Genomic DNA, 22,716 nt, shown 5'->3' on the forward strand with positions numbered 1-22,716 from the left:
CTTTCTAATTTTACGTGAAAAACCAAGAATTTAACCTCTAAAAGAGTATCTAGTTTTGTATTTTTTTACTAATCAAAAACATAAATAATACCAAAAAAAGTTAATTGGAGGGGAGTGCTTTAGATTTTGAGTGCAAAAATAGTCATATTAATATTGGGAAATGGCAATAAGTAACCAATTTCTTTGTATTACCGTACTGAAGAGTGAGAAAACATGGCAAAACAGAACACTACGAGTCAAAAAATAGTATTGCTAAGTCTTTGTAATGTGATGTGGGGATTAATACCATTACCCGCATCAAAGTTATTTGCAAATTATTCTACCTTTCTGATTATTTTCGCTCGTTTTTTAATGATGACAATCTTCACTCTGGGGTTTATATTAATATTTATATTGTATCAGCAAATGCATTTAAAAAAAAAAAAAAAGCAATCTATTAAAATTAAGGAAATTGTGTCGTATCTAGCAAGTAAAAATGTGGAATTTTTTAATTTTCCTCAATGGCTATATTTGCTGTTCCTCGCGGTTTTTGGAATGAATTTGATGACAATTCTCTTTTTTTGGGGTTTAAAATCGGTGGGTGTAATAATAACATCAATCGGAGTCATTTTTTCTTTAGTTGTAGTCACAGCTGTTAATTGGGGGCGGGGAAAAGAAGAAATGTCTCCTTTCAAAGCTTTATACTTAATCACATTAATAGGAGCAACAGTTATACTCGGGATTATTAGCCAGAATCAACAATCTGGAGAAAATCAACAGTTTTCGTGGAATACAATCGGAATTATTATTGCTTATGGCTTAACTCTTTCATTTTTTGTCATCAGCAGTTCAAAAGACAAGATGAGTCCAAAAGAATTTACCCTTCTACGAATAAATAAAAACTATAGACTAATCAGAACATTTCTAAAATTAGGAATCCTTTCTTTTTTTGCCTCATTAACCTTCATTCCATTACAATTAATCTTCGGAATTCTACCTTTAGGAAATGAAATATCTGGAGAAATCAGCCGATTTTTCTCAGAAGTTCACCTTTGGTGGACTATTTCATGGACTGGGAATGGAATTATCCTGATTTTAATCTGTACAATTGCGCCATATTTTTTATATTATTTTCTTGCAGCAAACTGGCCAAAACATACTTCTTTTGATTTATGGGTAGGAGTTTTACAATTAATAGAACCCATAATTAACCTCATATTGGGGGTAACAATTTTAGAGGAAAATTTCCCTATTTCATGGTTAGTAGTGATCATATTCTTGATGGGTATCGCAATAGTCACCAGATATCTCAGTGAAACTGAAGCCCAGATTTTTGCCTTATTTCTTCTAAAAACAAAACCGAATCAAAATAAAGAAGCAATGACCATTGCGTACTCGTTTAAGGCGGTTCGGCAAGTTTTTTCTCTGATTGGAAATTATGACCTTATGCTGGATGTTCAGCTCCACTCATCACAAGCGTTAAATAAATTTATCCAACAGACTATCCTCAGTCTTCCAGGTCTAATTGAATATGATATGCTGATTATTACAAATACTGAAATGGATCGAAACTGAATAAAAAATGAAAAAAAAGAATGTGATTCAACACCATGGGAATTAAAATAACGAGTTTTATTAAAATTGAATTTGGTAATTCTGAGAAGTTTAATGAAGAATTAAAACAGATTCCCGAAGTAGTTAAAATTTTATCTATTTCGGGTGATTTTGACCTGTTAATCCATATATTGGTAGAAAAAAGTGAAGATTTAGTTGAAATAATTGAAAAAATCGAGAAAATCCCAGGAATTAAAGAAATTAACAGCCATTATGTTTTAGCGGAATGGGAAAAATAAATTCAAGGAGAAAAGTCTAATGAAAGTCAAGATATTATCTTTTGTTAAAGTAGAATTGGGTCGAACCATGGAAATTGTGGAGAAATTACAATTGATAAAAAATGTTAAGGAAATTTATTATATCACTGGTGAATATGATCTTGTGATGAAAATTGAAGGCGAATCGAGTGAAGAACTTCAAAAAATCATGATGACTCAAATTGACATAATAAAAGGAATTAAAAAACTAAACAGTCATTTAATGGTAAAAAGATGGATGACAGATTCTGAAGGTTAATTAAAGCGATTTTTATCTCTTTTTCGATACTTTTCTAAAACATTTTTTAATTCAAGGGTTAAATCTACTTTATAATGGTTTGCTAAACAAATTAGGCTGAAAACAGTATCAGCTAATTCCTCACCAATGGAATTTGTTGGTTCAGAGGCCTTTTTATGTTTAATATTCACCTTTGCATTGATTTCACGGGATAATTCCCCAACTTCTTCAACAACGGATGCAAGCATAGATAAAGGAGGCCAGTATCCACCAAAATCCGTAATAAGAGAATCTACATCTTTTTGAATTTGCTTTAAAGTTTTTTCAATCATGAAGTAATCACGAAGTATTGAAATATTCTTAAGTTATTTTTTAAAAGGGTTTTAAAAATATACAATTTTCCCTTTGGAAAAATAAAGAAGTACAAATAATTATAAATCGAGATTGTGAAAAAAAAATGGCTGATGATTTTAGTTTTAACTGTCCCCGATGTGGGAAAGAACCTAAACGTGGGAAATTTTTAGGATCAGAAATATGGCATGATGAATGTCTTGTCGAAGATATGGTGGAAAAGTTTAATTCTGGAACTCCACGTGAAGAAATCGAAAAAACTTTAAAACGAGTAAAAGATAAAGGTGTTGAACAAAATGTGGGTTTGAAATGTGGTTGGCCTGAATATCAACCACCTAAATCTCAAGAGGAAATTGAAGCAGAGTATCAAGCAGAACTAGAAGCTGCAGAAGCAAAAGCAGATGCTGAAGCCGCGATTAAAGCCGCTGAAGAAGCTGAGAGTGAAGAAGCTAAAGCTGCTGCAGAAGCTGCAGTAGCTGAAGCACAATCGAAGGCTGATAATGCTTCTAAAGTTGCAGAAAATGCAAAAATAATTCAAACTCCTTCATCTCAAAATTCTGGAGCCCCGGCATCTACATCTTCAATGCCTTCAACACCTTTGACCCCAATGGGAGCACCTCAATTTGCCCCATATCCACCAATGACCGCACCACAGATGGCTCCAATGCCTATGATGGCCCCATCGAGATTAGAAGCTTTTAAGCCCGCACCCACCGATGAAGTTGTGAGAAATATTGCAATTTCAGCAATGGAAGTATGCTTAAAAACTATGAAAAAAGATGTGGAATATGGAAAGTTATTATTTAAATTCATGAAAGAATTCAACTGGGAAGCTGAAGAAGATGATGATGTTGAAAAAAGTGAGGATTCTGATAAAGAAGATGTTGATGAAGAAATTGAAGATGCTAAACCATTCCTAGTTGAAGATTAATTTTTTTTATTTTGTTCTACTCCCACATTTGTTGCAAAACTTGAAATTTTTATTTAACTTTGCACCACAATTAGGACATTCAATCATATTTTTATTCGAAACATCTCCAATAACAGAATGAGAAGTTCCAAAAATATTTGATTTTGCAGAAGTTACATTTGAAGGACCAGTGTTCGTTCCAGATGTAGTTTTTTTTAAAAAGGAAGGAATATAATCAGTTTGATTGGCAGATTTCTCAATGAATGGAGATCGACTTTCTTTATTTGTAGATTTGGGAATAATTGGTTTTTTATTGACATCTACATTTGACATAAAACCCCATGAAGTTTTTGGTTCTTTTTTTTTGATATTAGATTGAATTGAATCAGGTTTTGAAGGAGCATCAAAAAAAGAATAGGTTTTTTTCTTAGGAATGATGGATTTTGATTCGGTTGTTCCCTGTTTTGCTGGTAATGAATCTAAAAATGAATAGGATTTATTATTATCATTTGAAGATTTTTGAAATTCATTAGGTTTTTTTGGGCTGTCAAAAAATGAATAATTTTGAGTAGGTTTGATAATTTTTGGTTCTTTTTTCTCAGACCGAGTATTTCTAAAGTCAGGAGATGTAAATGGAGCAGGCTTCTTTGTATTTGATTTTGAAGATTGAGCGAGAAATGGGTTCCCTTTGATTTCTGATGAATTTCCAGATATGGATGAAGGAATGCCTTCTGAAGAAAATGATGGAGGAGAAGGTTTAGGGGGTATTTTTACAGTTGGTGGTTCTTGCTTCGAATTTGATGGAAATTGTGAATTAATTTGAACTGGAGGTAATTTGACCTCTGATTTTTTAGGAATATTTTGCTTTTGAATTGGGGTATTTTGAACGGGAGTTTTTGGTGAAAACCAATCAGGTTCTTCTACTATTGAAGATGTAAGAATATCATTACTTTTTTTCAATGCTTCTTTCTGAGGTTCCGAAGTAATATTTTCTTTAGAATTACCCAAAGACAATATTGAAGTCTCATCTATTTTCGGAATATTGAAAGGGTTGCTTGGTAATTTATTAGAAACAGGATTTTTTGATAATGAAGAATATATTGGAGCGGGTTTAGGTTTATGAGAAACACTCGGCATAGGTTTATTTGATACTGGATCCTTAGGAGCAAACACAGGTATAGGTTGAGGTATTTTTTTTGAAATAGATTCGACGTCTATTGTTTTTTCATTATTAGGTTGCTCAGATAAGGAAGGAGAACCCCCTAACATTGCTGGAGGGATATCTTCTCCAATCATTAGCAAAGCAAGAATTCCAAAAACATCTCCAACTCCATCTCCACTTTTCGCACTAGACTCAACATAAAACATGTTAAGATCTTTTGCAACCTCTTCAGCTTCATTTCTTGAAATAACCCTTTGATCAACAAGATCTTTCTTATTTCCAACTAAAAGCATTGGAATAGAACCGGATTCCTTTTTAACCTCATCCATCCACTTAGGAATATGATCAAAACTCTCACGATTTGTAAGATCAAAAAGAATGATACAACCCATTGAACCTTTGTAATAAAGAGGACGAACATACTGGAATCTCTCCTGTCCACCTGTATCCCATATTTGAAGTTTTACATTATGATTATTAATATGGATGGTTTTGACTGCAAATTCCACACCGATAGTTAATTTATAGTTTTCTTGAAAAAAGCCTTGACTAAAGCGAACCACAAGAGCAGTTTTCCCACAGCCACCATCACCTACAGCAACACATTTAAATAGATAATCATAATTGTCCAATTTCTTGTAACCTCTTATTTTGTTTGAATTTCTTTTTTTAACGTTTTCTTTATATTACTTTAATTAGTATCACATAATGCTAATAATTTTTGTATATAGTATGATTATTAATTTTTACTACCGCATATAGGACAAATCTTCCAATTATTATTCATATTAGCTTTGCAAATAGCACATTTCTTATTAGTTTCGAGCACTTGAACATTTTTTAAATAGCTATTCTTTTTTTTAGGTGGTGAGGTCATTCTCCCATCAATAATTTGAGAGAAAGATAATAATGCGTTTTGGGATGATTCTAAATCCCCATAATCGGCCGAAAAAGGATTATAAGGGATAATGGGTCGGATAACTTTACTTGAATCTATTTGAGAATTGGTTCCTTCTTCTTCAATTGGTTGATTTATATGAGAAATTTTATGAGTGTTGGCATCATTTTCGATAATCTCATTCTCACTTGATTTAATATTATGAGAAGATGCCGATCTATTAAATTCTTGCTTATCTACAGAAGATCTCTCTAAAATCATTGTTTCTTCACCAACTATTAGATCTTGAACAACATTTTCGATAATAGACTCTTCTGCAGTAAGTTTATTATTGGAAGCTGATATTTTTGCGTCCGAATTTTCGTTTTTATTAGGAATTGATTCTTCATACAAAACTTCCTTCTGGCCTGCAATTTCAAAATAATATTGCCCATTATTATCATCAATATACTCTTTTCCATCAGATCCAACAATTTTAAAAAGATAGAGGATCTTATTTCCAAATGGCACATTTGGAAGGGTTATTGAATATGAATGGCCCAAATTATTCATTTTTACAGAATACCATGAATGAGCATTATCAGTACTAAAAATGAGAAATAAATTGGACAAATCACCTTCAATATTGCATTTTATTTCCACTGAAATTTTAGAATCAATTTCTGATTGTTGACTCATCCCAAGATTATTCATTCTAATATTAGATTATAATTGTTGCATTATTAAATTTAGTCATGTTTGAAAGGTATTTAAGAGGAAATTTCTCAATTAGCCTATGAGTGAAAAGTCAATTGAATAATATCTAGATAATATTAGGTTTATAATTCAAATATTGAGATTCTTATAATATGGCGTCTATGAATGATTTAGTAAATCTTTATAAATTAGAACAAGCAATTCAAATTAATAAAATACAAGGAAATTACCAACAATTGCTAATCTTATATGATAAAATAATTGAAATGAAATCAAAATTATCAAATAAATTAGGATTGGCCAAAACAATTTCTGAAAAAGGATTTTTATTAGAACAATTAGGATATCATCGGGAAGCCTTGGAACAATTCAATTTTGCAAAACATATAGCGCGAGGAACTCCAAATAAAGATTTCATTTGTATTATTGAAAATAGAATTGAAAAAATTGAAAATTCTCAATTGTTATGAGGAATTATCTCGTTATTTGTTTGAAAAGGTGAAAAAAAAAACTTACCACATATAAGCGCCCATTATTGCGCTGGTTAGTAATCCAATAAAAATCAAACCGAAATACCAATTGTTAAACAATCCGAGATTATTTTTATGTTCACTTATATAACTTTTCATTCCTAAACACAAGCCGGCTAGCAGTAAATAATACATAATTGGAACCATAAAAGTTGAAGTAAAAGCCCATTTCATTATAAAGAATAAGAGGGTCGCAATAATATCAATAACTATGAAGGTCAATCCCATATATGTAAAAATTACTTCAGAACCTTGTTTTTGAGATTCTTTTTTCTGTGCTATTATCGACATATTTTTCATGTTTTAAAATATATGCAGAATTAAAAAAATTTTGGAACAATTAACGGGTTTTTAGATCAATTATCGCACGTGCTAAATCCCCATTCGCATCCTTCAGAGCTTTTTTTGCCACTTTATCAGATACTCCCGTTTGCATGGCGACCAATTTAATATCTTCTTCAGTAATCTCAACAGATAGGGTTTCTTCGACATTCTCACTATTCTCAATAAAATTTTCATCTAGTATTTCGGCATCTTCGACACCAGAAGCAGAGATATCCTGCTCAGAATTTGATTCGTAAGCATAATTCCCCGCTGAACTTTCCTTAGCACTTCCTATTACTTGATATACTTCCATTCCTTCTTGAACTACTTTAATAATTTGAGGTTCTTCAATGATTAAATCGTTTCCATCAGCACTTTGGATAATCACACGTTTTGCATCTATTTGTTCCATGTTTTCCATTGCTTGTCCTTGTTGTTGCATCCTTCGTCTTTGTTGGCGATTCAATCCTTTTGTAGACGTTGCTCTTTGATTCATTGCGGCATTGCCTTGAGATCTTAGAGATTTACTCCTTCTTTTCTTTTGCTGCATTGATTTTGGTAATTTTCCCATTGCTATCATTCTGTTATATTTAGATTATTTATAAAAAAAATTAATTCTTAAGTTTTATTGAATTAACACCTTTTCGTACTTTAACAGCGCATCCACTATTACTTGAAAGAATCAAATTCACCGGAGCATTCAATTTACCAATCGCTAGTAGTTCATCCGATTCGTCAACTACAAAGACTTCATCACCAATTTTAAGATTTTTATCAAGCAATTCAACATGCTGAGAGAAGACAGATTTACCTTGTCTAATAAAATCTGCTACATCATGTTGTACTTGGATTCGGTTATTTGGATTTGGAATTTTTTTTAAAATTCTAAGAGCTGCATAAAGTGTGAGTGAAAAAGTTCCGAAAGGAGATCTATAAGTAGATTGTAATTCTCCTTGATAGAATATTTGCTTCACTTTACCAGTTCTTCTAGAAAACTTGATGACCATATCTTCAAAAGGTTCTAAAAATAAATCAGCAATATTTTCACTGAATTGGTAGCTGAAAATTTGATGTAAAACATGAAATAATTGAGCTTTAGATAAAGATTGCATCTTCATATTAGTTTCACCGCCGACGAAAGCATAAATGTCAGAAGTACAATAAAATCAATTAAAGAAATAAAAAAAATTTATGCATATAGAGTAAATCTATCATGAGTCTTTTTTGATCCTTTAACAACTTTTGTTATTGCTTTTTTGAAATCGGTCACAAGAATTGTGTCAGATTCCCTACGGATTGCAAACATTCCAGCTTCCATTACAATTGCTTTAATTTCCGCACCAGTTGCCCCCTCAGTAGCAGATAAAAATTGTTTGAAATTCTGAGCTTTTTTCTCAATATTCATATTTCTAGTGTGGATATGAAAGATTTGGAGTCTAGCGTCTTCATTGGGAGGAGGAAACTCGATCAATCGATCAAATCTACCTGGTCTCAATAAAGCAGGATCCAATATATCTGGACGATTAGTAGCACCAATTATACGAACATCACCCCTATTATTAAAACCATCAAGTTCGCTAAGAAGTTGCATTAAGGTTCTTTGAACTTCTCTATCACCAGAGGTTGCAACTTGTAGTCTTTTTGAACCAATCGCATCAAGTTCATCAATGAAAATTATGGCTGGTGTTTTCTGGCGAGCCATATCAAACAACTCACGTACCATTCGAGCACCTTCTCCGATAAATTTTTGAACTAATTCACTACCAATAATTCTGATGAAAGTCGCATTAGTTGCATTTGCTACTGCTTTTGCGATCATTGTTTTTCCAGTTCCAGGACTTCCAAACAATAAAATTCCTTTTGGAGGGGAGACTCCAACTTTTTTGAATATTTCTGGTTTTAATAAAGGAAGCTCCACCGTTTCTCGAACTTCTTGCAATTGATCTTCTAATCCACCAATATCATCATAAGTGTATTCTGATGGTTTTTCTTCAATTTCCATTACTTGCACCATAGGATCAACTACACTTGGCAGACGTTCCATTACTGAAAAAGTTCTTTGATTTAATGCAACACGATCGTTTACTTTCAAAGTCTCAAAATCTACTTTGCGAGCAATATTAACAATAAAAGAAGGTCCTGAACTTGATTTTACAACTGCACGCTTATCAGGAAGTAAATCAGTTAAATTTGCAGAAATCAAAGGAGGTTGACGTAGTCGATCTAATTCTTGCCTTAAATTTGCCAAATCTCTTTGACTTGATAGAAGTTCTCGCTCTAATTTTGACTTGGTGGATTCCAAATTTCTTAAACGTCGTTCCAAGTGTCTCGTATAAGTTATGAGGTAATTCGAATCTTTTTCTTTCTCAATTGGTATGTTTGAATCTTTATCCTTTTCAATAGCCATCCTTTTCAACTCTATTGGAATTTTTCACTTTTCTCATGCATTTTTTTTGTTGTTCCTAATATGTCTAAGATAATCTGAGTTTATATAATTTCTTTTGGAAAAAATCTCAATCTTCTTGGAATAAAAAAGAATTATATCTTTTGTTTAAAATCTTTTTACTATTTGTTAGTTGAATTATTTTTGATGAACTAGAGGGATTTTTCTTGAGCTTTAAAATTTATGTAAAAATTAGATTTACGTGAGAAAAAAGGCTATCTCAGAAATAAACGCATAAAAAAAGATTGTGGGAAGTTCCACTTGAAATTCTTTTTAATGAAGAACAATTAAAACAATTTTTTATTAAATTAACTTGTTCTCTTCTTTTCCGTGATGAAAACAACCTTCGAACAGTTGAGTTGCAACATTTTACATTATCAGTATGATTGTTACCTTACTAGATTTATGGCCAGAAGATAGTATTTTCATTTTAAGATCAAAAGGCAAATTGATGGAAACTGCAATTGCAAAATCATGCAAGAAGTTATTTATAGTTGAACAAATAATGAGGTCGCACCTTTTATATAAGAAGTATATATAAGATTAGAATTGAAGAATGTTTGGATTAATAGAGGAAATCCTTATTATTGATTTAAAGAAGATAAGAATTTATATTCCAAATTAATTAAGAATGGATTACTACGTTAGAAATATAATCTTCTAATCACATTCTAATAAGAAATAAATTCATACAACGAAATATTCTTTTTTTCGAGTCTATGAAATTGAGTTAATTCTTGTTCAGTAGTGATTATTTCATAATCACGAATTGAGAAATTATAGTCCATTATAATAATAAATTGATGGGAACATACAGTTCCACTTTTGATAGGGAATTTAAGCAAGGAACCTGCATCAAAATTAAAAATATCATCTGAAAGAGTGATTCTCCGGGATTTAGAACAAACCGGACATATTATTCTAACTTTACGCATTTTTAGATCAATTATTTTTCAAAATTTTAATTTTAAATTTCTATATTTTTTATCAATAAAAATATATGAACCAATATCAAAAGTAGTAAAATCAGCCCATGGCAAAGTCCTGTTGTACCAATTGTATTAGCTCTGTATGAAATCCGGTTCCTTGGCTGATTCAAAGCCAGGGTCCATATGTTCCTTTTCCAGTCCAAACACTCGCTCTATTGAGATCGGCCGGCTACGCACGTCGCAAAAGCTTCGTGTTTACACCGCCTGACTCACCTACCCCGTCTTTTACGGGTGAGCTCGTCTTAATCATGCGGTTGCTGTCACCAGCCCCCGCCCATAATCCTTTGCCGGCAATACTACTCCACGCGGCAACGCAGAGGTTCTCTTACCGGCCAGTTAATTATTAAAATAGTTAAGAATGGGAATCTAGTTTCGAGGCATCCTTCATGCTTAGATGCTTTCAGCATTTATGATTTGCCGCGTAGCTGTGGGGCATGCTCTGTCGAACAACCCCTCACCAGAGGCGACCGCGCGTTGTTCCTCTCGTACTGGACGCACGCTGCTCTCAAATTCCCAACAACACCGTTAGATAGAATCCGACCTGTCTCACGACGGTCTAAACCCAGCTCACGTTCCCTTTTAATGGGCGTACAGCCCCACCCTTGGACATTGCTGCATGTCCAGGATAGGAAGAGCCGACATCGAGGAAGCAAGCCGCAGGGTCGATATGAACTCTTGCCTGCGACAACTCTGTTACCCCCAGGGTAATTTTTCTATCACCTTTACCACCTACTAAAAGATTGTAAAGGATCGTTAAGCCAGACTTTCGTCTCGGGACCCCTTGCTGTCGAGGGTCCCATCAGGCCAACTTTTGCCTTTCCACTCTTCAACGGATTTCTGTCCCGTTTGAGTTGACCTTAGGGTACCTTGGATATCTTTTCCAAGGTCTGGCGCCCCACCGAAACTGCCCACCTGCACGTGTCCTCGGAAGCGTCTTCCGAGTTAGACATGCCCCTTTACAAGGCTGGTGTTCCATTATTGCTCCATTGCACCCGAAAGCACAATATCTACGCTCCCAGCTACACTCTGCATGTAAAAGAGTATGTCAAGAACAAGCTGCAGTAAAACTCCATGGGGTCTTCTCTTCCCAACGGTGTGTGACGGACCGTTCGCCGTCCTGTAGGTTCACGGAGTAGAATGTTGGGACAGTTACCACCGCGTTGATCCGTTCATGCACGTCGTTACTTATACGACAAGGCATTTGGCTACCTTAAGAGAGTTATAGTTACTCCCGCCGTTTACAAGAGCCTATTCCCGTTGAACCGGGTATTGACTGACTTGCACTGGGCAGGATTCACTTTCTATACTAACCTTTCGGTCTTGCAGAAAGCTATGTTTGTATTTAACAGTCGGGTGGTACTTAGTTATTGCAACTTAGAATCCCTCGCCTAAGCAAAGATTCCAAGCAAGCGTTCTTCCGAAGGTTCCGCTCCATTTTGCCGATTTCCCTAACAATCTGTATTTCCACACGCCTTAGGCTTCTCACCTTAGGTACACCTGTGTCGGTTCTGGGTACGTCTTGAAAGTTCGTTACTGATTTGCTTTTCAGTGGGAATAAGAGTCGCCTCAGACCTCCCACAATAAGGTGGCTATTCATGCTTTAATCTGGTTCTCGCCGCAAAGGCACACCCCAGATGTATACATTTAAACAGGAACGACAGTCCTGCCTGAAACATCTTCTTCCGTCACAAATCAGTCGTTCGTCACCGAATACCTACCTTCCAAATGCAGAAATATAAATCTGTTTCCCTTTCGCTCAAGACGGTTAAGAATGAGCCTAGGAACGACTAACTCTTGGCTAACGACGTATTGCCAAGAAACCGTTGACCTTTCGGCGGATACGATTTTCACGTATCTAAAACATTACTACTGCCAGGATCTGCACTGGAGAACGATTCATAGGACTTTACAGCCCTACTTTATCTCGAACCCCACGCCCCTCTACCGGATCATACACACTACTGCGTATGCCCCTCGGTATCGGTGGTAGACTTGAGCCCCGTCCATTTTCTGGGCCAATTTTCTTAGCAAATGAACTGTTACGTACTCATTATAGGGTGGCTGTTTCTGAGCCTACCTTTTTGCTGTCTTAGAAAATTGACGCCATTCGGTTTAACACTTAGTCTACACTTAGGGACCTTAACCGAGGTCTGAGTTGTTTCTCTCTCGCCACCCACGCTTACCGCGGGTAAGCCGTCTCCCATAGTCAACAAAGATTGCAGCTTCGGAGTTTAAGAGGCCGGCGAAGATTTTACTCTCCGTACCAAGCGAATTAGTGCTCTACACCACAATCATTCTCGTATGAGGCCTGCCTTTGAGCAGCTTCGAGGGGAACCAGCCATCCTCGGACTAGATTTGGCTTTTCCGCCTAGACCCAGTTCAACTCAACGAATTGCACGTCAGAACGATATCGGACCTCCATGCTCCTTTCGAAGCACTTCGCCCTGACCAGGCCTAGATCGTCCGACTTCGGGCATTACATCAGTGACTATAGGCGCTTTCACACCGCACCCCTGGACCTATCTCTTCAAAGTTGAATTCCACCGGCGCACCGGTAAAACCACAACTAAGTGTAATAATAGGCTTGCGGGTGTATTGGTTTCCCTGCGACTTCGGGGATGATCCCCTTAATCTCGCCACTAACATAAGCTCCCTGGCTAATGTTTCTAGAATAAAGAAGCAATCCTGATCCGCTCCACTCGTCTCCAAGTTCACACAAGGCGACTTCGAAGAGCATTATCTCTTTCAGACCGCTTCAGTCTTAACTGTATAGTTTCAGGCACTTTTCACAACCATTCCTGGGTGCTTTTCATCTTTCCCTCACGGTACTAATACGCTATCGGTCTTGGGTTATGTTTAGGTTTACCTGTTAGTATCAGGTACATTTGCACGGAAAAACTATCCCGCGCTACTCAGGATACTCGCCATAAGCCACTTGGATTACGTTTACGGGACTGTCACCCTCTACGGTCTAACATTCCAGAAAGGTTCAACTTCTCCAAGGAGGCTCGACACGAGTCCGTACTCCACATCTCCACACAGTTTCCCGTGCGGATTCGGTTTGACCTATTCCGTTTTCGCTCGCTGTTACTCACGGAATCGCTATTGCTTTCTTTTCCTGCGCTTATTATGATGCTTCGCTTCAGCACGTTCCCTCTCCCTGACGGGAGTATATTAACATTACTTAATATATGATGTCACATTGGGGCATCCCCGGATCAAAGGTTACTTGCACCTACCCGGGGCTTATCGCAGCTTGTCACGCCCTTCATCAGATACCAAGCCGAGACATCCACTATACAGCGTTGGCGTATGGACCTTAATCAGGAACGAACCCTGATTACTTATCTGAGACGAATTGTCTCGAACGGTCTTCATACTACTTCGTAGGTTATCAAAATCGTTGGGAGACTTTTGATAACCTGGAATTTTAATACAATAATTAATTGTTTTTGACTTAATATGCATTTCACGATCTAGTTACTTTGCATATATGTGTCGGTACAACATGTTATCCGAATTGAATGCTAATTGTAGTTCAAAAAGTAGAAGTGTACAAATTTAACACGAACATTGGATCACTTTAACCTGATCAGATGTTACAAAACGAATAAGACTTTGCCATGGGACCAATGTTCATGCGTAAACGCATGCTGAACGGAGATTCGCCCGGATATTCCGACTATTCCAATCAAACTGAGTGGTGTTCTGTAACAGAACCAATAATCAGACCGATGCCTCAACGTTCCCATATCAACACGAGATCGATGTTTTTGGCTTGTTGTCGGTCAAAACATCGTCGCACTTTTGATATGCTTTTGAGATTAGATCGAGTTTGATAACTAAATCTAAGATAATAAGAGGTCTCTAATATTTAAAGTTAATGTCGCTTCTGAAGTAAAGTTTATATTAAATGCAGCTAACTTTGATTCCCGAAACATTAGATTTAAACATTTGCTCGTAATAATATTAAATCGAAACTTGTAATTATTGAATGTATTAAAGTCATGGAATGATAAAAAAAAATGTGCAATTTATTAGATTTTTTTTAAAGAAGATTATCAAACAATACTCAGATATGAATCCTTGAACTACCAAAAAAATAAGTTCAAATATAGCTAAAGTGACATTCCATGAAAAATCCATTTAGTACCAAAATAATAAGAGAAAAAATAATAATTTATTTAGATTTATCCAGTAAAGTTATATCAAAGAAAAATTTACTCAAAAACATCAATTCGTTTGTAATTGCTAAATTTGAATCAAATCCTCATCATGATTTTAGCATTTTTTACTTTAAAGAGGGTGGAGAACCTGTTATTCAAGATGGATTAATTTCATCAAAAAGTGTCAAACAAGCAATTGAAATTGCATATGATGAAAGATCTAATACTTCAAATTACTTTGAAAATGGACTTTTCTTTTGTTTAAGTGGCATTGCTTCTTCATTTTTAGCTCAAGCAATCACTTTTAGGATAATAGTTTTTTCAGATTTACCAAGCGAAAAAAATACTCAATATATGGATGCATTGATGAACTTAGTCGAAACTGTTCGTACATTTCCAACTTTCATCGATATTATAAGAATTGGAGATGAAAGATTATATTCTGATGATGTTAAATTACGAATAATTACAACACTTACAAATGGTGGTTTATTTTATATTAATTCAGCAAAAAACTTAAAAGAAGCACTTGCAGGTTTAGTTCATAATAAAATTCTTCCAGATTTAAGATCTGAAGGAGGTCAATCTATTTCAGATCAACATAAATTGTATTACATGGATCTTTCCTTGGAATTAAATCAACCTCCAATCCATCAACGATTGAAGTTAAAATGCAATTTGTGTGAAGATGGATTATGCCAGTATTGCAATAATTCGAGTGATCTCTTGAAAACATGTCCTTCATGCGGAATAGCTTTACATGAATGTTGTTCTGCTTTGTATTCATGGAATTATAATATCGGAATGAAAAATATATTTCGCTGTCCTAGTTGTGGCAGTTTAATTAGATTGGATGAAAAAACAGTATATCGAGTGAATGGAGTAGAATTTCTCAATGAAATTGGAGAAAATACGAAAGAAAAAACTTTAGAACCGGAGGAAATTGAGGAAAGTTGGAAACCTGAATCAATTCAAAAACCAAAACCGATCAAAATACCGAGTTCTATCGGAAGACAAACTAGCAATCACGAAACAAAAAGAAAACCCTTAAAAACTAAAATGGGGTTATTTGGACCACGACCTGTGCCGTCAAATCGTGATGTTGAATTCAATCCAACAATAGAAAATAAAGATGATAGCTTGATAAAACCTGAACCACAAAAAAAAATAACAGTAGCAGAATTGCGATTGAGAAGAGAAAAGAGAAGAGAATCAACCAAATCACAAGTAGTCGTGTGCCCAGTGTGTTCTTCTTATGCTAAACCAGGAACTGTCAAATGTCCAAAATGTGGATGTCCTATTAGATCTTAAATACTAAATTGTAGGAAAAAAGTACTTTTCTTTTTGTTATTTCTATACATCGTAGGTTCCTTGAGATATCTCATATATTTTAAAAGAATTTTCACATTGAGCACATTTTAATGTAGTAGAATCATTTGGACTAACGCTACCTGGAAATGAGAATCCCAAACCTTTTAAAAACAACGAATCACACTTTTCGCAACGAAAACACAAATAGCCTTGATTTTTTTCTTTATAATAGTTAATGATTTCATTATCGGTCATTCCAGTTGAACCAAAAGAATAACTGCCGTTTAAATCATATTTTGAAGCCATGTAAAATGCATCTTCTCCATCTCGATAATAATGACCAATAATTCTGATTCGTTCGAATCTATGAAGCTTCTCGTAAAGAAATATCGCCCCAGCATTGGACACTCTAACTTCTAAGACATACTCTGAAATATTATATTTTGTAACAATTTCCATGCTTCTTTCAAGTAAGGCATTCGCAACACCAATCCGGCGAAATTCAGATAAAACAGCCAAAGATACAAGATGGGCTTTTTTTACATAATCCAATCCAAATGAGGAAGGACCACGTTCAATTCTCCACATAATATAGCCAATTATTTTCTTTGGATCATCTTCCAGATAAGCAAGTTGGAAAGAATCTGGATACCGTTCGAGAATTTGTTCATAGAAGAATAAAGGATAATTTTCAGGAAGAGTTGTTTCATTCACATCCATAACTAAGGAAATATCATCAGAAGTACATGGTCTCAAAGAGAACTTCGTATTATTCACTGCAGACATAGTTTTATTACCATTTTATTTATTTTATTTGAGGTTTGTTGTCAATCGGGATGCTAAATTTTGGATTGTAAATATTGGATCATATGAATCAGTGATTGATCAAGATTTTTCTTCTGATTAAAGTTATTTTTTATACCTTTAATTTTTTCAGCTTTCATTTTTTTCATTGAACGTGCGATATTTACCATTTTAGGAATGCATCGAATTAAATTATCAACAATTGTAATATGAGATTTTTGGGCAGTTCTACTTAAAGGATTCAAATCAATAGCGATGACTTTCTTTCCACTCTCGATCAAAGCTTCAGCACGATCTCCATCTTCAAGTGGGATCAGAACGACATCTGCAGAAAAAATCCCATCCGGATCCACAATTCGCCGATTGGAAGAAAGATTGTTTAATTTAACAGATACTTTTTCATTTAAACCCAATATTTTATCAGCACCATTATCTCGCAAAATTTGCTCAATAGCATTTAAACGACCAGGGGCTTGATAAAATAAGTTAATTTCTAGTAAAGATCCAGTTTCATTTGAAAAATCAACAATTTCTTTAGGAATAAGTGCGGCAACATTCCCATTTACACTGATTACTGGATGTTTAGCAGACAATATCATTGCAACTGCTGCTTCCATTGCGTTTTCTGCAGCGTCTGTGGTAGTTTCCCCAAGAATATAATCGTAAGCCTCCCCCCTACCATGTGCACATAATCCGGAAGGAGTGACTATCTTTTTTTCCATACCGTCAACTAGTACATGGCGATAATGGAGACTTTGTGCTCTAGGATGATCCTCGGGTATCGTTGGATTGTTTTTATTATTGGACATCATTTATCCACCTAAAATTAACTTTTTCATTGCAAGTTAAGAATTAAATTTTTATAAACAGATAATTGTTAAAAGAAAATTTCGGATTTGAAATTAATTAAAACTACAATTTAAAAACATAAAGTTGAAAAAATTTGCACAACTCATTTTATTATAAAAAAATCAACGAGAGTTTATTATGTCCACAAAATCAAAAAAAGAAGATGATTCCTATAAACGATATGTTTTAAAAAAAAATTTAGATATCCTGAAAAATAAAAAAGGATTTCATACTGGACTAATCTCGCTATTAATCCCACCTTCCCGAAAAGTTCACGATGTGATGAGTTATTTGAAGAACGAAGTTAGTGAAAGTTCTAATATTAAATCAAAAGGGAATAGAAAAAATGTAATGGATAGTATCAGTGCTTTAATGGGCAGATTGCGACTTATAAAATCCTTTCCACCCAATGGATTAGCAATGTATTCTGGTCAGATTCCTGAAGATGGAAAACCTGGGACAGAACAGAGCGAATTATATATGATAGAGCCCACCGAACCTCTAACAACTTTTAAATATTATTGTTCTTCGGAATTCTTAATAGATCCTTTACTCGATATGATCCGAGAGAAGGGGACTTATGGAATTGTAAATATTGAAAATAAGGAAGCTGCAGTTGGTTATATCAGTGGTTCAAAACTAGTAATTTCGAAAACTTTCACATCCGGAGTTCATAGTAAACATAAAGCAGGAGGACAATCTCAACGCAGGTTAGAACGATTAATTGAAGAGGGCGCTCAAGCTTTCTATAAACACGTTTCGGAATTTGTCAATTCTGTGTTTGTTGATATAGAAGATCTTGAAGGAATTTATGTTTCTGGAGCTGGAATGAGTAAGGAAAAATTTGTCAATAAGGGGGATCTGGATTACCGTTTGAAAGACAAAGTTCTCGGATTTGTTGATGTAAGCTATTCAGGAGAAGCAGGAATTAGAGAAACAGTAATTAAAATTCAAGATAAGTTACAAGATCTCCAGTATATTAAAGAAAAAAAAATCTTCAATCAATTTATGAAGGAAATTGTTAAAGATACAGGTAAAGTCACCTATGGAGAAGTGGAAGTACGCAAAGCATTGATCGCAGGAGCCATAGATGTTCTTCTTATGTCAGAAAAATTGAATAAAACAAGATTGACTGTGAGTTGCACCCAATGTGGCCAAGAAAATTTGGTTACAATAGATCCTAGTGAGGTAGATTCCTTTTATGAACAAATTCGAATCAGTCAATGTCCATCATGTCAATCAAATCAGAATTCAGTTTCCAGTGAGGTAGATTTAATTGAAGATCTTGGTGCAATTGCTGAAGAACAAGGAACCAAAATTATGATGATGTCAACTGATACTGAAGAAGGTACTACATTATTTCAAACATTTGGAGGAATAGCTGCATTATTGCGCTTTGTAATGTAATTTTTTTCTACTCATCATTCAATAAAAAATGGTCCTTTATCACAAATTTTTAAAATTTGAAGAGCAACAATGGAACTAAACCGCATGAATTCTTTTTTAACTGCTTCTACTTCACTTGAGTGACAGATACAAAAAACAGATTTCCCTAACATATTCATACTTGCACCAAAATGTGAAATCTGATTTAGAGCAGAGATTAAAGATTTTAGGTCCATTAAATTGAGGCGTTCTAAAAGCTGGGTTTCTATTAGAAACTTTTTACAGACAAACATATAATTTAATAAAGAAAAATCCGCTTTCATCCTTTTCATTGCTTTTCTTCCTTTCAAATGAATTAGTTGTTTGTAATTTGTGTCAGTTAATATAAACCTGGTTGAAATGGGCCCAAATGAACCAACTACGATACGAATTCCTGACGGAATCTCAATTTTTTGCATATTAAAAGGAAATCCTGGTTGTAAAGATATACTTAATCCACCAACAAATTGCCCTCCAACAGTACCTAATCCAGTATGATTCATTACTTCAGCAATATGAGCATATTTTCCGAGTTCATCATTAGATAATCCCAATTTATACAACTTATTTAAACCAAAAGTGATTCCCAAGGCTCCGGCACCACTTGAACCATAGCCAGAACCTTGAGGCAAATCAAAAGTGTGATATACTATCAGCGAATCCGTACCATTTAGGTATGATTTCATCAATTCTATAGCACTTCGAGAAGTATTAGCTTTTGATGTGCAATCAATTCCATCAATGAAAATAGAATATTGCATCTTATTAGGAATTGGATGAGATTCAGAGTACTTCTGTCGAATGATAACAGTTTTTCCAAAAGCATTTAAAGCGGGACCGCCCCCACGAGAACCAATCTTGACAAAATCATCTGAATTTCTATATTCGTGTTGATTAGATGGATCTTGCATCTGAAAAAAACCAGAAATTCGAAGAGGTACCCAAACTTCTACTCTATTTGATGAAGATTTTATTTTGGTTGAATTCATATCGTCAAAGAAAAGTATCTGGGAACAAAAAAGAATATTTTCAATCCGAACATCCTTAAATTTATATCATGTCTAATAAACGCATCTTGTTAAAAGTCGGTGGATCATTGCTTTTTGATAAAAACTTAGAAATTCGTGAAGAAATCGTTAAAAATTTTGCGCAAATATTAAAAAACGCAAAATCTGTTGTTTCAGTAGTAGTTGGCGGAGGAAAAATTGCACGTACATATATTAATGCAGCACGTGCACTTGATGCTGGGGAATCTCTCTGTGATACTTTTGGTATCGAAGTTTCTCGTCTCAATGCAAGGCTTTTGATAGCTGCTTTGGAGGATAAAGCATACCCTGAACCTATAACTAACTTAAAAGAAGCTCGATCTTCAACACTCTGGAATAAAATCTTAGTAGCAGGAGGATTTGTCCCAGGACAAAGCACAACATCAGTTACTTTTGAAATGGCAGAAGCTTTGAAAGCAACTGATGTTTTAATTCTTACAAATGTTGATGGAATATACGATAAAGACCCAAATAAATTTCCAACTGCTTCTAAATTTGACGAAATTGGTATCAAAAAATTAGAAGAGGTGATTTATGGGGAAGGGGGCAGTTCCCAATCAGCAGCGGGTGAATACCGCATTTTTGATGCAGTGTCTTTACAAATTTTAAAACGAAGTCGTTTAGCTGTCAGACTCATCAATGGGGAAAAATTCGAAGAATTAAAACAGCTATTAGTTGAGGAAGACTTTGAGAATCTCATTGGCACCAAAATCCTCCACTCCTTATAACTACGAAAGGGATCATTTCAGAAAAAATAAAAACAATGGAACTTTAATTACCATAAGTTTATTTAAACGCAATTTTTTTTCATTTGCAGGGATAGCCAAGCCTGGTCAATCTCCTATAGGCGCAAAAAATTTAGCGTCACACTCTTTTGGAGGACTATCGGCGCTGGACTCAAGATCCAGTCCTGTAGGGGTACGTGCGTTCGAATCGCACTCCCTGCACTTATTTTTAAAACATTAAACATCTCTCTAAAAATTTTGAAATAGGTACTAAAAAAAACTTATAAAACAGTAGGGACGAAGAATTGATCAAAGAAATCCTCGAACTTTTTTAAAGAAAAATATTAATTCTACAACAGCAGGATGCTCAGAATTTAATCTAACCATTCTTGGTGGGCTCTGAGCATGGGTTTCAATTATCTTCTCCTCAACAAAATCATTTTGCAATAGCTGATCTAAAATCCTTTTTCCACTACTTTTTGCAACTTTTGCTTGTGAAGCAATATTAGAAAAATTCCTCCACAAAGTTTTGCCTTCAATTTGTTCTTCCAAGGCATTTCTCAGCAAAATTTCGAGAATTTTAATATTCACACTGCTTCCAAATAGCTTTGTCAAGTAAAATGACGATTTGCGGGATGGGTGACTCATAAATATTGTCTCGATCAGAAAATTAAAAAAAATTTTCCTTTTATCCTAGGAGTCGAGGGACGACTAGCATGGTAAATATCATAACAACGACTAACACAACAATCTGAATTGTGCTGGATCGACCTTTCTTTTTATCTGCGCTAGAATACTTTTCTTTACAATCTTGGGTACAAAAATCCCTATCCATAGGAACAGCTCTTCCACATACCATACAATGTTTATGTTCATCATATTTGCGTGATTTTAGCGATTCTTTCCAAGTTTTATTCTTTAATTCGGGCATTTATTTTCAAAAGTCTAAGGTTATGATATTTTTTTAACTTTCAGATAATGAATAATCTTGAAAATGAATTTTTAATATAGACCGATCATTTTACTTTTATAATGTCAATTAATATTTCAGGAGAAGGAATGGCAATTTTTGAAAATTTCGTTGTAAAAGCAACTTTTGTCTCCCTAAACAATAGCTATCTACTTATGGTTACGGATCAAGAACAATTTGGCATAGGAACCGTGACCTTATCTAGTCCACCAACGGAATTTGGAACTAAAGCCACTAGTTCCCCATTTAATATCTTTGGAATGAAAAATTCAATGCTTTCCAACGCAATTGGGAGAAATGCGAGTAAACATCTAAAAAAACCTGTACTATCTTTAGTTTTATTGGTAGAAAAAGACTTTAAGCAAGAAATTATCATTAAAACCACAATGGAAGCGGTAAATAAGGCCATTGAAGATGTAATAAGCAAAGGAAATAATAAAATTTAACCATTGAAATATTCTTTTTTGTTGATAAACGGAATTAAAGCCATTTGAACACCTTGTCGCGTGATATCGGTTCTAGTTATGCGCCCTTGACTATAGAATCCTATTGCACCTTCTTTATGTTTAATATTTTTGTCACCTGACAATTGTCCCATAACATCTCCTAATTCTATTTGGGGGTTATCTAACAATAATTTGACCACTTTCGGAGGAAAATCCAAGCCTGATCCAGATGAAAGTGAGAGTCTATCTTCAGAGTTCACAATAGCGCAGAATTGAAAGTCTAAATAACCAGATATAGATGATGGTATTGGAACAAATCCCGCTTCAATCCCTACAGCAAATATTTCATTATGGAAGCTAAACTCAGACAAATAATCTTTTTTAGCTTCTTGCATCACATTTTTTGCACGATTAATTGCACCTTGAGTTACCTTTTCCAGACCAATGGGTTGATCTGCAACATTGGATTTTACCTTTATCCCGACGACTTTAATTGATTCTTGAGGAAAAGCATGTTCAAATTCGATTTTGGTTGCATTAATTTTGACAGGATTAGTAGACCCTACAAAGACCAACATTTTTT

24 protein-coding genes, 1 tRNA gene and 1 rRNA gene are annotated in these 22,716 nt (G+C 34.6%); 11 read left to right on the forward strand and 15 right to left on the reverse strand.

All coding sequences use genetic code 11. The annotated features are described in order from the left end of the window. Window positions 1-213 precede the first annotated feature (213 nt). Genes NEF87_RS13080 through NEF87_RS13090 form a run of 3 tightly spaced genes read left to right on the forward strand, consistent with a single transcriptional unit; the run spans window position 214 to window position 2,109 of the window. Window positions 214-1,554 carry an Lrp/AsnC ligand binding domain-containing protein gene (locus NEF87_RS13080; protein WP_457916166.1) on the forward strand — a complete coding sequence of 447 codons (1,341 nt, stop codon included), beginning with the start codon at window positions 214-216 and terminating at the stop codon, window positions 1,552-1,554. A 35-nt stretch (window positions 1,555-1,589) separates the two neighbouring features. Continuing rightward, window positions 1,590-1,832, forward strand: a complete 243-nt coding sequence (locus NEF87_RS13085) for an Lrp/AsnC family transcriptional regulator (protein ID WP_371801895.1) — start codon at window positions 1,590-1,592, stop codon at window positions 1,830-1,832. Between the two features lie 19 nt (window positions 1,833-1,851). Continuing rightward, window positions 1,852-2,109 carry an Lrp/AsnC family transcriptional regulator gene (locus NEF87_RS13090; RefSeq protein WP_371801896.1) on the forward strand — a complete coding sequence of 86 codons (258 nt, stop codon included), beginning with the start codon at window positions 1,852-1,854 and terminating at the stop codon, window positions 2,107-2,109. On the opposite strand, the gene NEF87_RS13095 is transcribed toward NEF87_RS13090, so the two are convergent. Continuing rightward, window positions 2,106-2,420, reverse strand: a complete 315-nt coding sequence (locus NEF87_RS13095; protein ID WP_371801897.1) for a nucleotide pyrophosphohydrolase — start codon at window positions 2,418-2,420, stop codon at window positions 2,106-2,108. The two genes, NEF87_RS13090 and NEF87_RS13095, sit on opposite strands and share 4 nt — an antisense overlap. 125 nt (window positions 2,421-2,545) lie before the next feature. Between NEF87_RS13095 and NEF87_RS13100 the strand changes: the two genes are divergently transcribed. After that, window positions 2,546-3,370 carry a hypothetical protein gene (locus NEF87_RS13100; RefSeq protein WP_457916167.1) on the forward strand — a complete coding sequence of 275 codons (825 nt, stop codon included), beginning with the start codon at window positions 2,546-2,548 and terminating at the stop codon, window positions 3,368-3,370. Window positions 3,371-3,376: 6 nt separating this feature from the next. Here the strand turns inward: NEF87_RS13100 and NEF87_RS13105 are convergent, their stop codons facing one another. After that, the gene (locus tag NEF87_RS13105) at window positions 3,377-5,143 is read right to left on the reverse strand and encodes a GTP-binding protein (protein WP_457916168.1); all 1,767 of its coding nucleotides are present in this window, start codon (window positions 5,141-5,143) and stop codon (window positions 3,377-3,379) included. A gap of 107 nt (window positions 5,144-5,250) precedes the next feature. Continuing rightward, on the reverse strand, window positions 5,251-6,087 hold the full coding sequence (locus NEF87_RS13110) for a hypothetical protein (RefSeq protein WP_457916169.1): 837 nt from the start codon (window positions 6,085-6,087) through the stop codon (window positions 5,251-5,253). Between the two features lie 170 nt (window positions 6,088-6,257). Here NEF87_RS13110 and NEF87_RS13115 point away from each other — a divergent pair, with 170 nt between their 5' ends. After that, complete coding sequence (locus NEF87_RS13115; RefSeq protein WP_371801901.1) at window positions 6,258-6,575, forward strand: hypothetical protein; 318 nt, start codon at window positions 6,258-6,260, stop codon at window positions 6,573-6,575. 42 nt (window positions 6,576-6,617) lie between these two features. Here the strand turns inward: NEF87_RS13115 and NEF87_RS13120 are convergent, their stop codons facing one another. From NEF87_RS13120 to NEF87_RS13145, 6 genes are all read right to left on the reverse strand, one after another. Next, window positions 6,618-6,926 (reverse strand): hypothetical protein, encoded by a 309-nt coding sequence (locus NEF87_RS13120; RefSeq protein ID WP_371801902.1) that lies wholly within the window; start codon window positions 6,924-6,926, stop codon window positions 6,618-6,620. A gap of 49 nt (window positions 6,927-6,975) precedes the next feature. Next, window positions 6,976-7,539, reverse strand: coding sequence for an NAC domain-containing protein (locus NEF87_RS13125; RefSeq protein WP_457916170.1), 564 nt, complete (start codon window positions 7,537-7,539; stop codon window positions 6,976-6,978). Window positions 7,540-7,570: 31 nt separating this feature from the next. Next, the gene (locus NEF87_RS13130; protein ID WP_457916171.1) at window positions 7,571-8,077 is read right to left on the reverse strand and encodes a PUA domain-containing protein; all 507 of its coding nucleotides are present in this window, start codon (window positions 8,075-8,077) and stop codon (window positions 7,571-7,573) included. A gap of 71 nt (window positions 8,078-8,148) precedes the next feature. Continuing rightward, window positions 8,149-9,366, reverse strand: a complete 1,218-nt coding sequence (locus NEF87_RS13135; RefSeq protein WP_371801905.1) for a proteasome-activating nucleotidase — start codon at window positions 9,364-9,366, stop codon at window positions 8,149-8,151. A gap of 707 nt (window positions 9,367-10,073) precedes the next feature. Beyond that, window positions 10,074-10,337 (reverse strand): hypothetical protein, encoded by a 264-nt coding sequence (locus NEF87_RS13140; RefSeq protein WP_457916172.1) that lies wholly within the window; start codon window positions 10,335-10,337, stop codon window positions 10,074-10,076. A gap of 189 nt (window positions 10,338-10,526) precedes the next feature. Further along, a 23S ribosomal RNA gene (locus NEF87_RS13145) occupies window positions 10,527-13,711 on the reverse strand. Window positions 13,712-14,014: 303 nt separating this feature from the next. Here NEF87_RS13145 and NEF87_RS13150 point away from each other — a divergent pair. Both NEF87_RS13150 and NEF87_RS13155 read left to right on the forward strand, forming a co-directional pair. Continuing rightward, entirely contained in the window at window positions 14,015-14,230 is a 216-nt protein-coding gene (locus tag NEF87_RS13150) for a hypothetical protein (protein ID WP_371804315.1), read from the forward strand. 294 nt (window positions 14,231-14,524) lie between these two features. Then, window positions 14,525-15,868 carry a hypothetical protein gene (locus NEF87_RS13155; RefSeq protein ID WP_457916173.1) on the forward strand — a complete coding sequence of 448 codons (1,344 nt, stop codon included), beginning with the start codon at window positions 14,525-14,527 and terminating at the stop codon, window positions 15,866-15,868. A 42-nt stretch (window positions 15,869-15,910) separates the two neighbouring features. On the opposite strand, the gene NEF87_RS13160 is transcribed toward NEF87_RS13155, so the two are convergent. Together NEF87_RS13160 and NEF87_RS13165 are read right to left on the reverse strand one after the other, a co-directional pair. Continuing rightward, window positions 15,911-16,654 carry a GNAT family N-acetyltransferase gene (locus NEF87_RS13160; protein ID WP_457916174.1) on the reverse strand — a complete coding sequence of 248 codons (744 nt, stop codon included), beginning with the start codon at window positions 16,652-16,654 and terminating at the stop codon, window positions 15,911-15,913. A 53-nt stretch (window positions 16,655-16,707) separates the two neighbouring features. Continuing rightward, entirely contained in the window at window positions 16,708-17,481 is a 774-nt protein-coding gene (locus NEF87_RS13165; RefSeq protein ID WP_457916175.1) for a phosphopantothenate/pantothenate synthetase, read from the reverse strand. 178 nt (window positions 17,482-17,659) lie between these two features. Between NEF87_RS13165 and prf1 the strand changes: the two genes are divergently transcribed. Further along, window positions 17,660-18,928: a peptide chain release factor aRF-1 gene (gene prf1, locus NEF87_RS13170; protein WP_457916176.1), complete on the forward strand. Its 1,269-nt coding sequence runs from the start codon at window positions 17,660-17,662 to the stop codon at window positions 18,926-18,928. 14 nt (window positions 18,929-18,942) lie between these two features. Here the strand turns inward: prf1 and NEF87_RS13175 are convergent, their stop codons facing one another. Continuing rightward, window positions 18,943-19,935: a GHMP family kinase ATP-binding protein gene (locus NEF87_RS13175; RefSeq protein ID WP_457916177.1), complete on the reverse strand. Its 993-nt coding sequence runs from the start codon at window positions 19,933-19,935 to the stop codon at window positions 18,943-18,945. A 68-nt stretch (window positions 19,936-20,003) separates the two neighbouring features. Here NEF87_RS13175 and pyrH point away from each other — a divergent pair, with 68 nt between their 5' ends. Then, window positions 20,004-20,720 (forward strand): UMP kinase, encoded by a 717-nt coding sequence (pyrH, locus tag NEF87_RS13180; protein WP_371801913.1) that lies wholly within the window; start codon window positions 20,004-20,006, stop codon window positions 20,718-20,720. Between the two features lie 85 nt (window positions 20,721-20,805). Then, window positions 20,806-20,939 (forward strand) — tRNA-Leu (locus tag NEF87_RS13185). 87 nt (window positions 20,940-21,026) lie between these two features. On the opposite strand, the gene NEF87_RS13190 is transcribed toward NEF87_RS13185, so the two are convergent. Next, the gene (locus tag NEF87_RS13190; protein ID WP_457916178.1) at window positions 21,027-21,365 is read right to left on the reverse strand and encodes a hypothetical protein; all 339 of its coding nucleotides are present in this window, start codon (window positions 21,363-21,365) and stop codon (window positions 21,027-21,029) included. A gap of 40 nt (window positions 21,366-21,405) precedes the next feature. Next, window positions 21,406-21,648: a DUF2116 family Zn-ribbon domain-containing protein gene (locus tag NEF87_RS13195; RefSeq protein WP_371801915.1), complete on the reverse strand. Its 243-nt coding sequence runs from the start codon at window positions 21,646-21,648 to the stop codon at window positions 21,406-21,408. A 101-nt stretch (window positions 21,649-21,749) separates the two neighbouring features. Here NEF87_RS13195 and NEF87_RS13200 point away from each other — a divergent pair, with 101 nt between their 5' ends. Beyond that, on the forward strand, window positions 21,750-22,133 hold the full coding sequence (locus tag NEF87_RS13200; RefSeq protein ID WP_457916179.1) for a hypothetical protein: 384 nt from the start codon (window positions 21,750-21,752) through the stop codon (window positions 22,131-22,133). Here the strand turns inward: NEF87_RS13200 and yjjX are convergent. Further along, complete coding sequence (gene yjjX, locus NEF87_RS13205; RefSeq protein ID WP_457916180.1) at window positions 22,130-22,711, reverse strand: inosine/xanthosine triphosphatase; 582 nt, start codon at window positions 22,709-22,711, stop codon at window positions 22,130-22,132. The genes NEF87_RS13200 and yjjX overlap by 4 nt on opposite strands. Window positions 22,712-22,716 lie beyond the last annotated feature (5 nt).

The sequence above is a fragment of the Candidatus Lokiarchaeum ossiferum genome (genome assembly GCA_025839675.1).
Lineage (GTDB): Archaea > Asgardarchaeota > Lokiarchaeia > Sigyniarchaeales > Promethearchaeaceae > Lokiarchaeum > Lokiarchaeum ossiferum.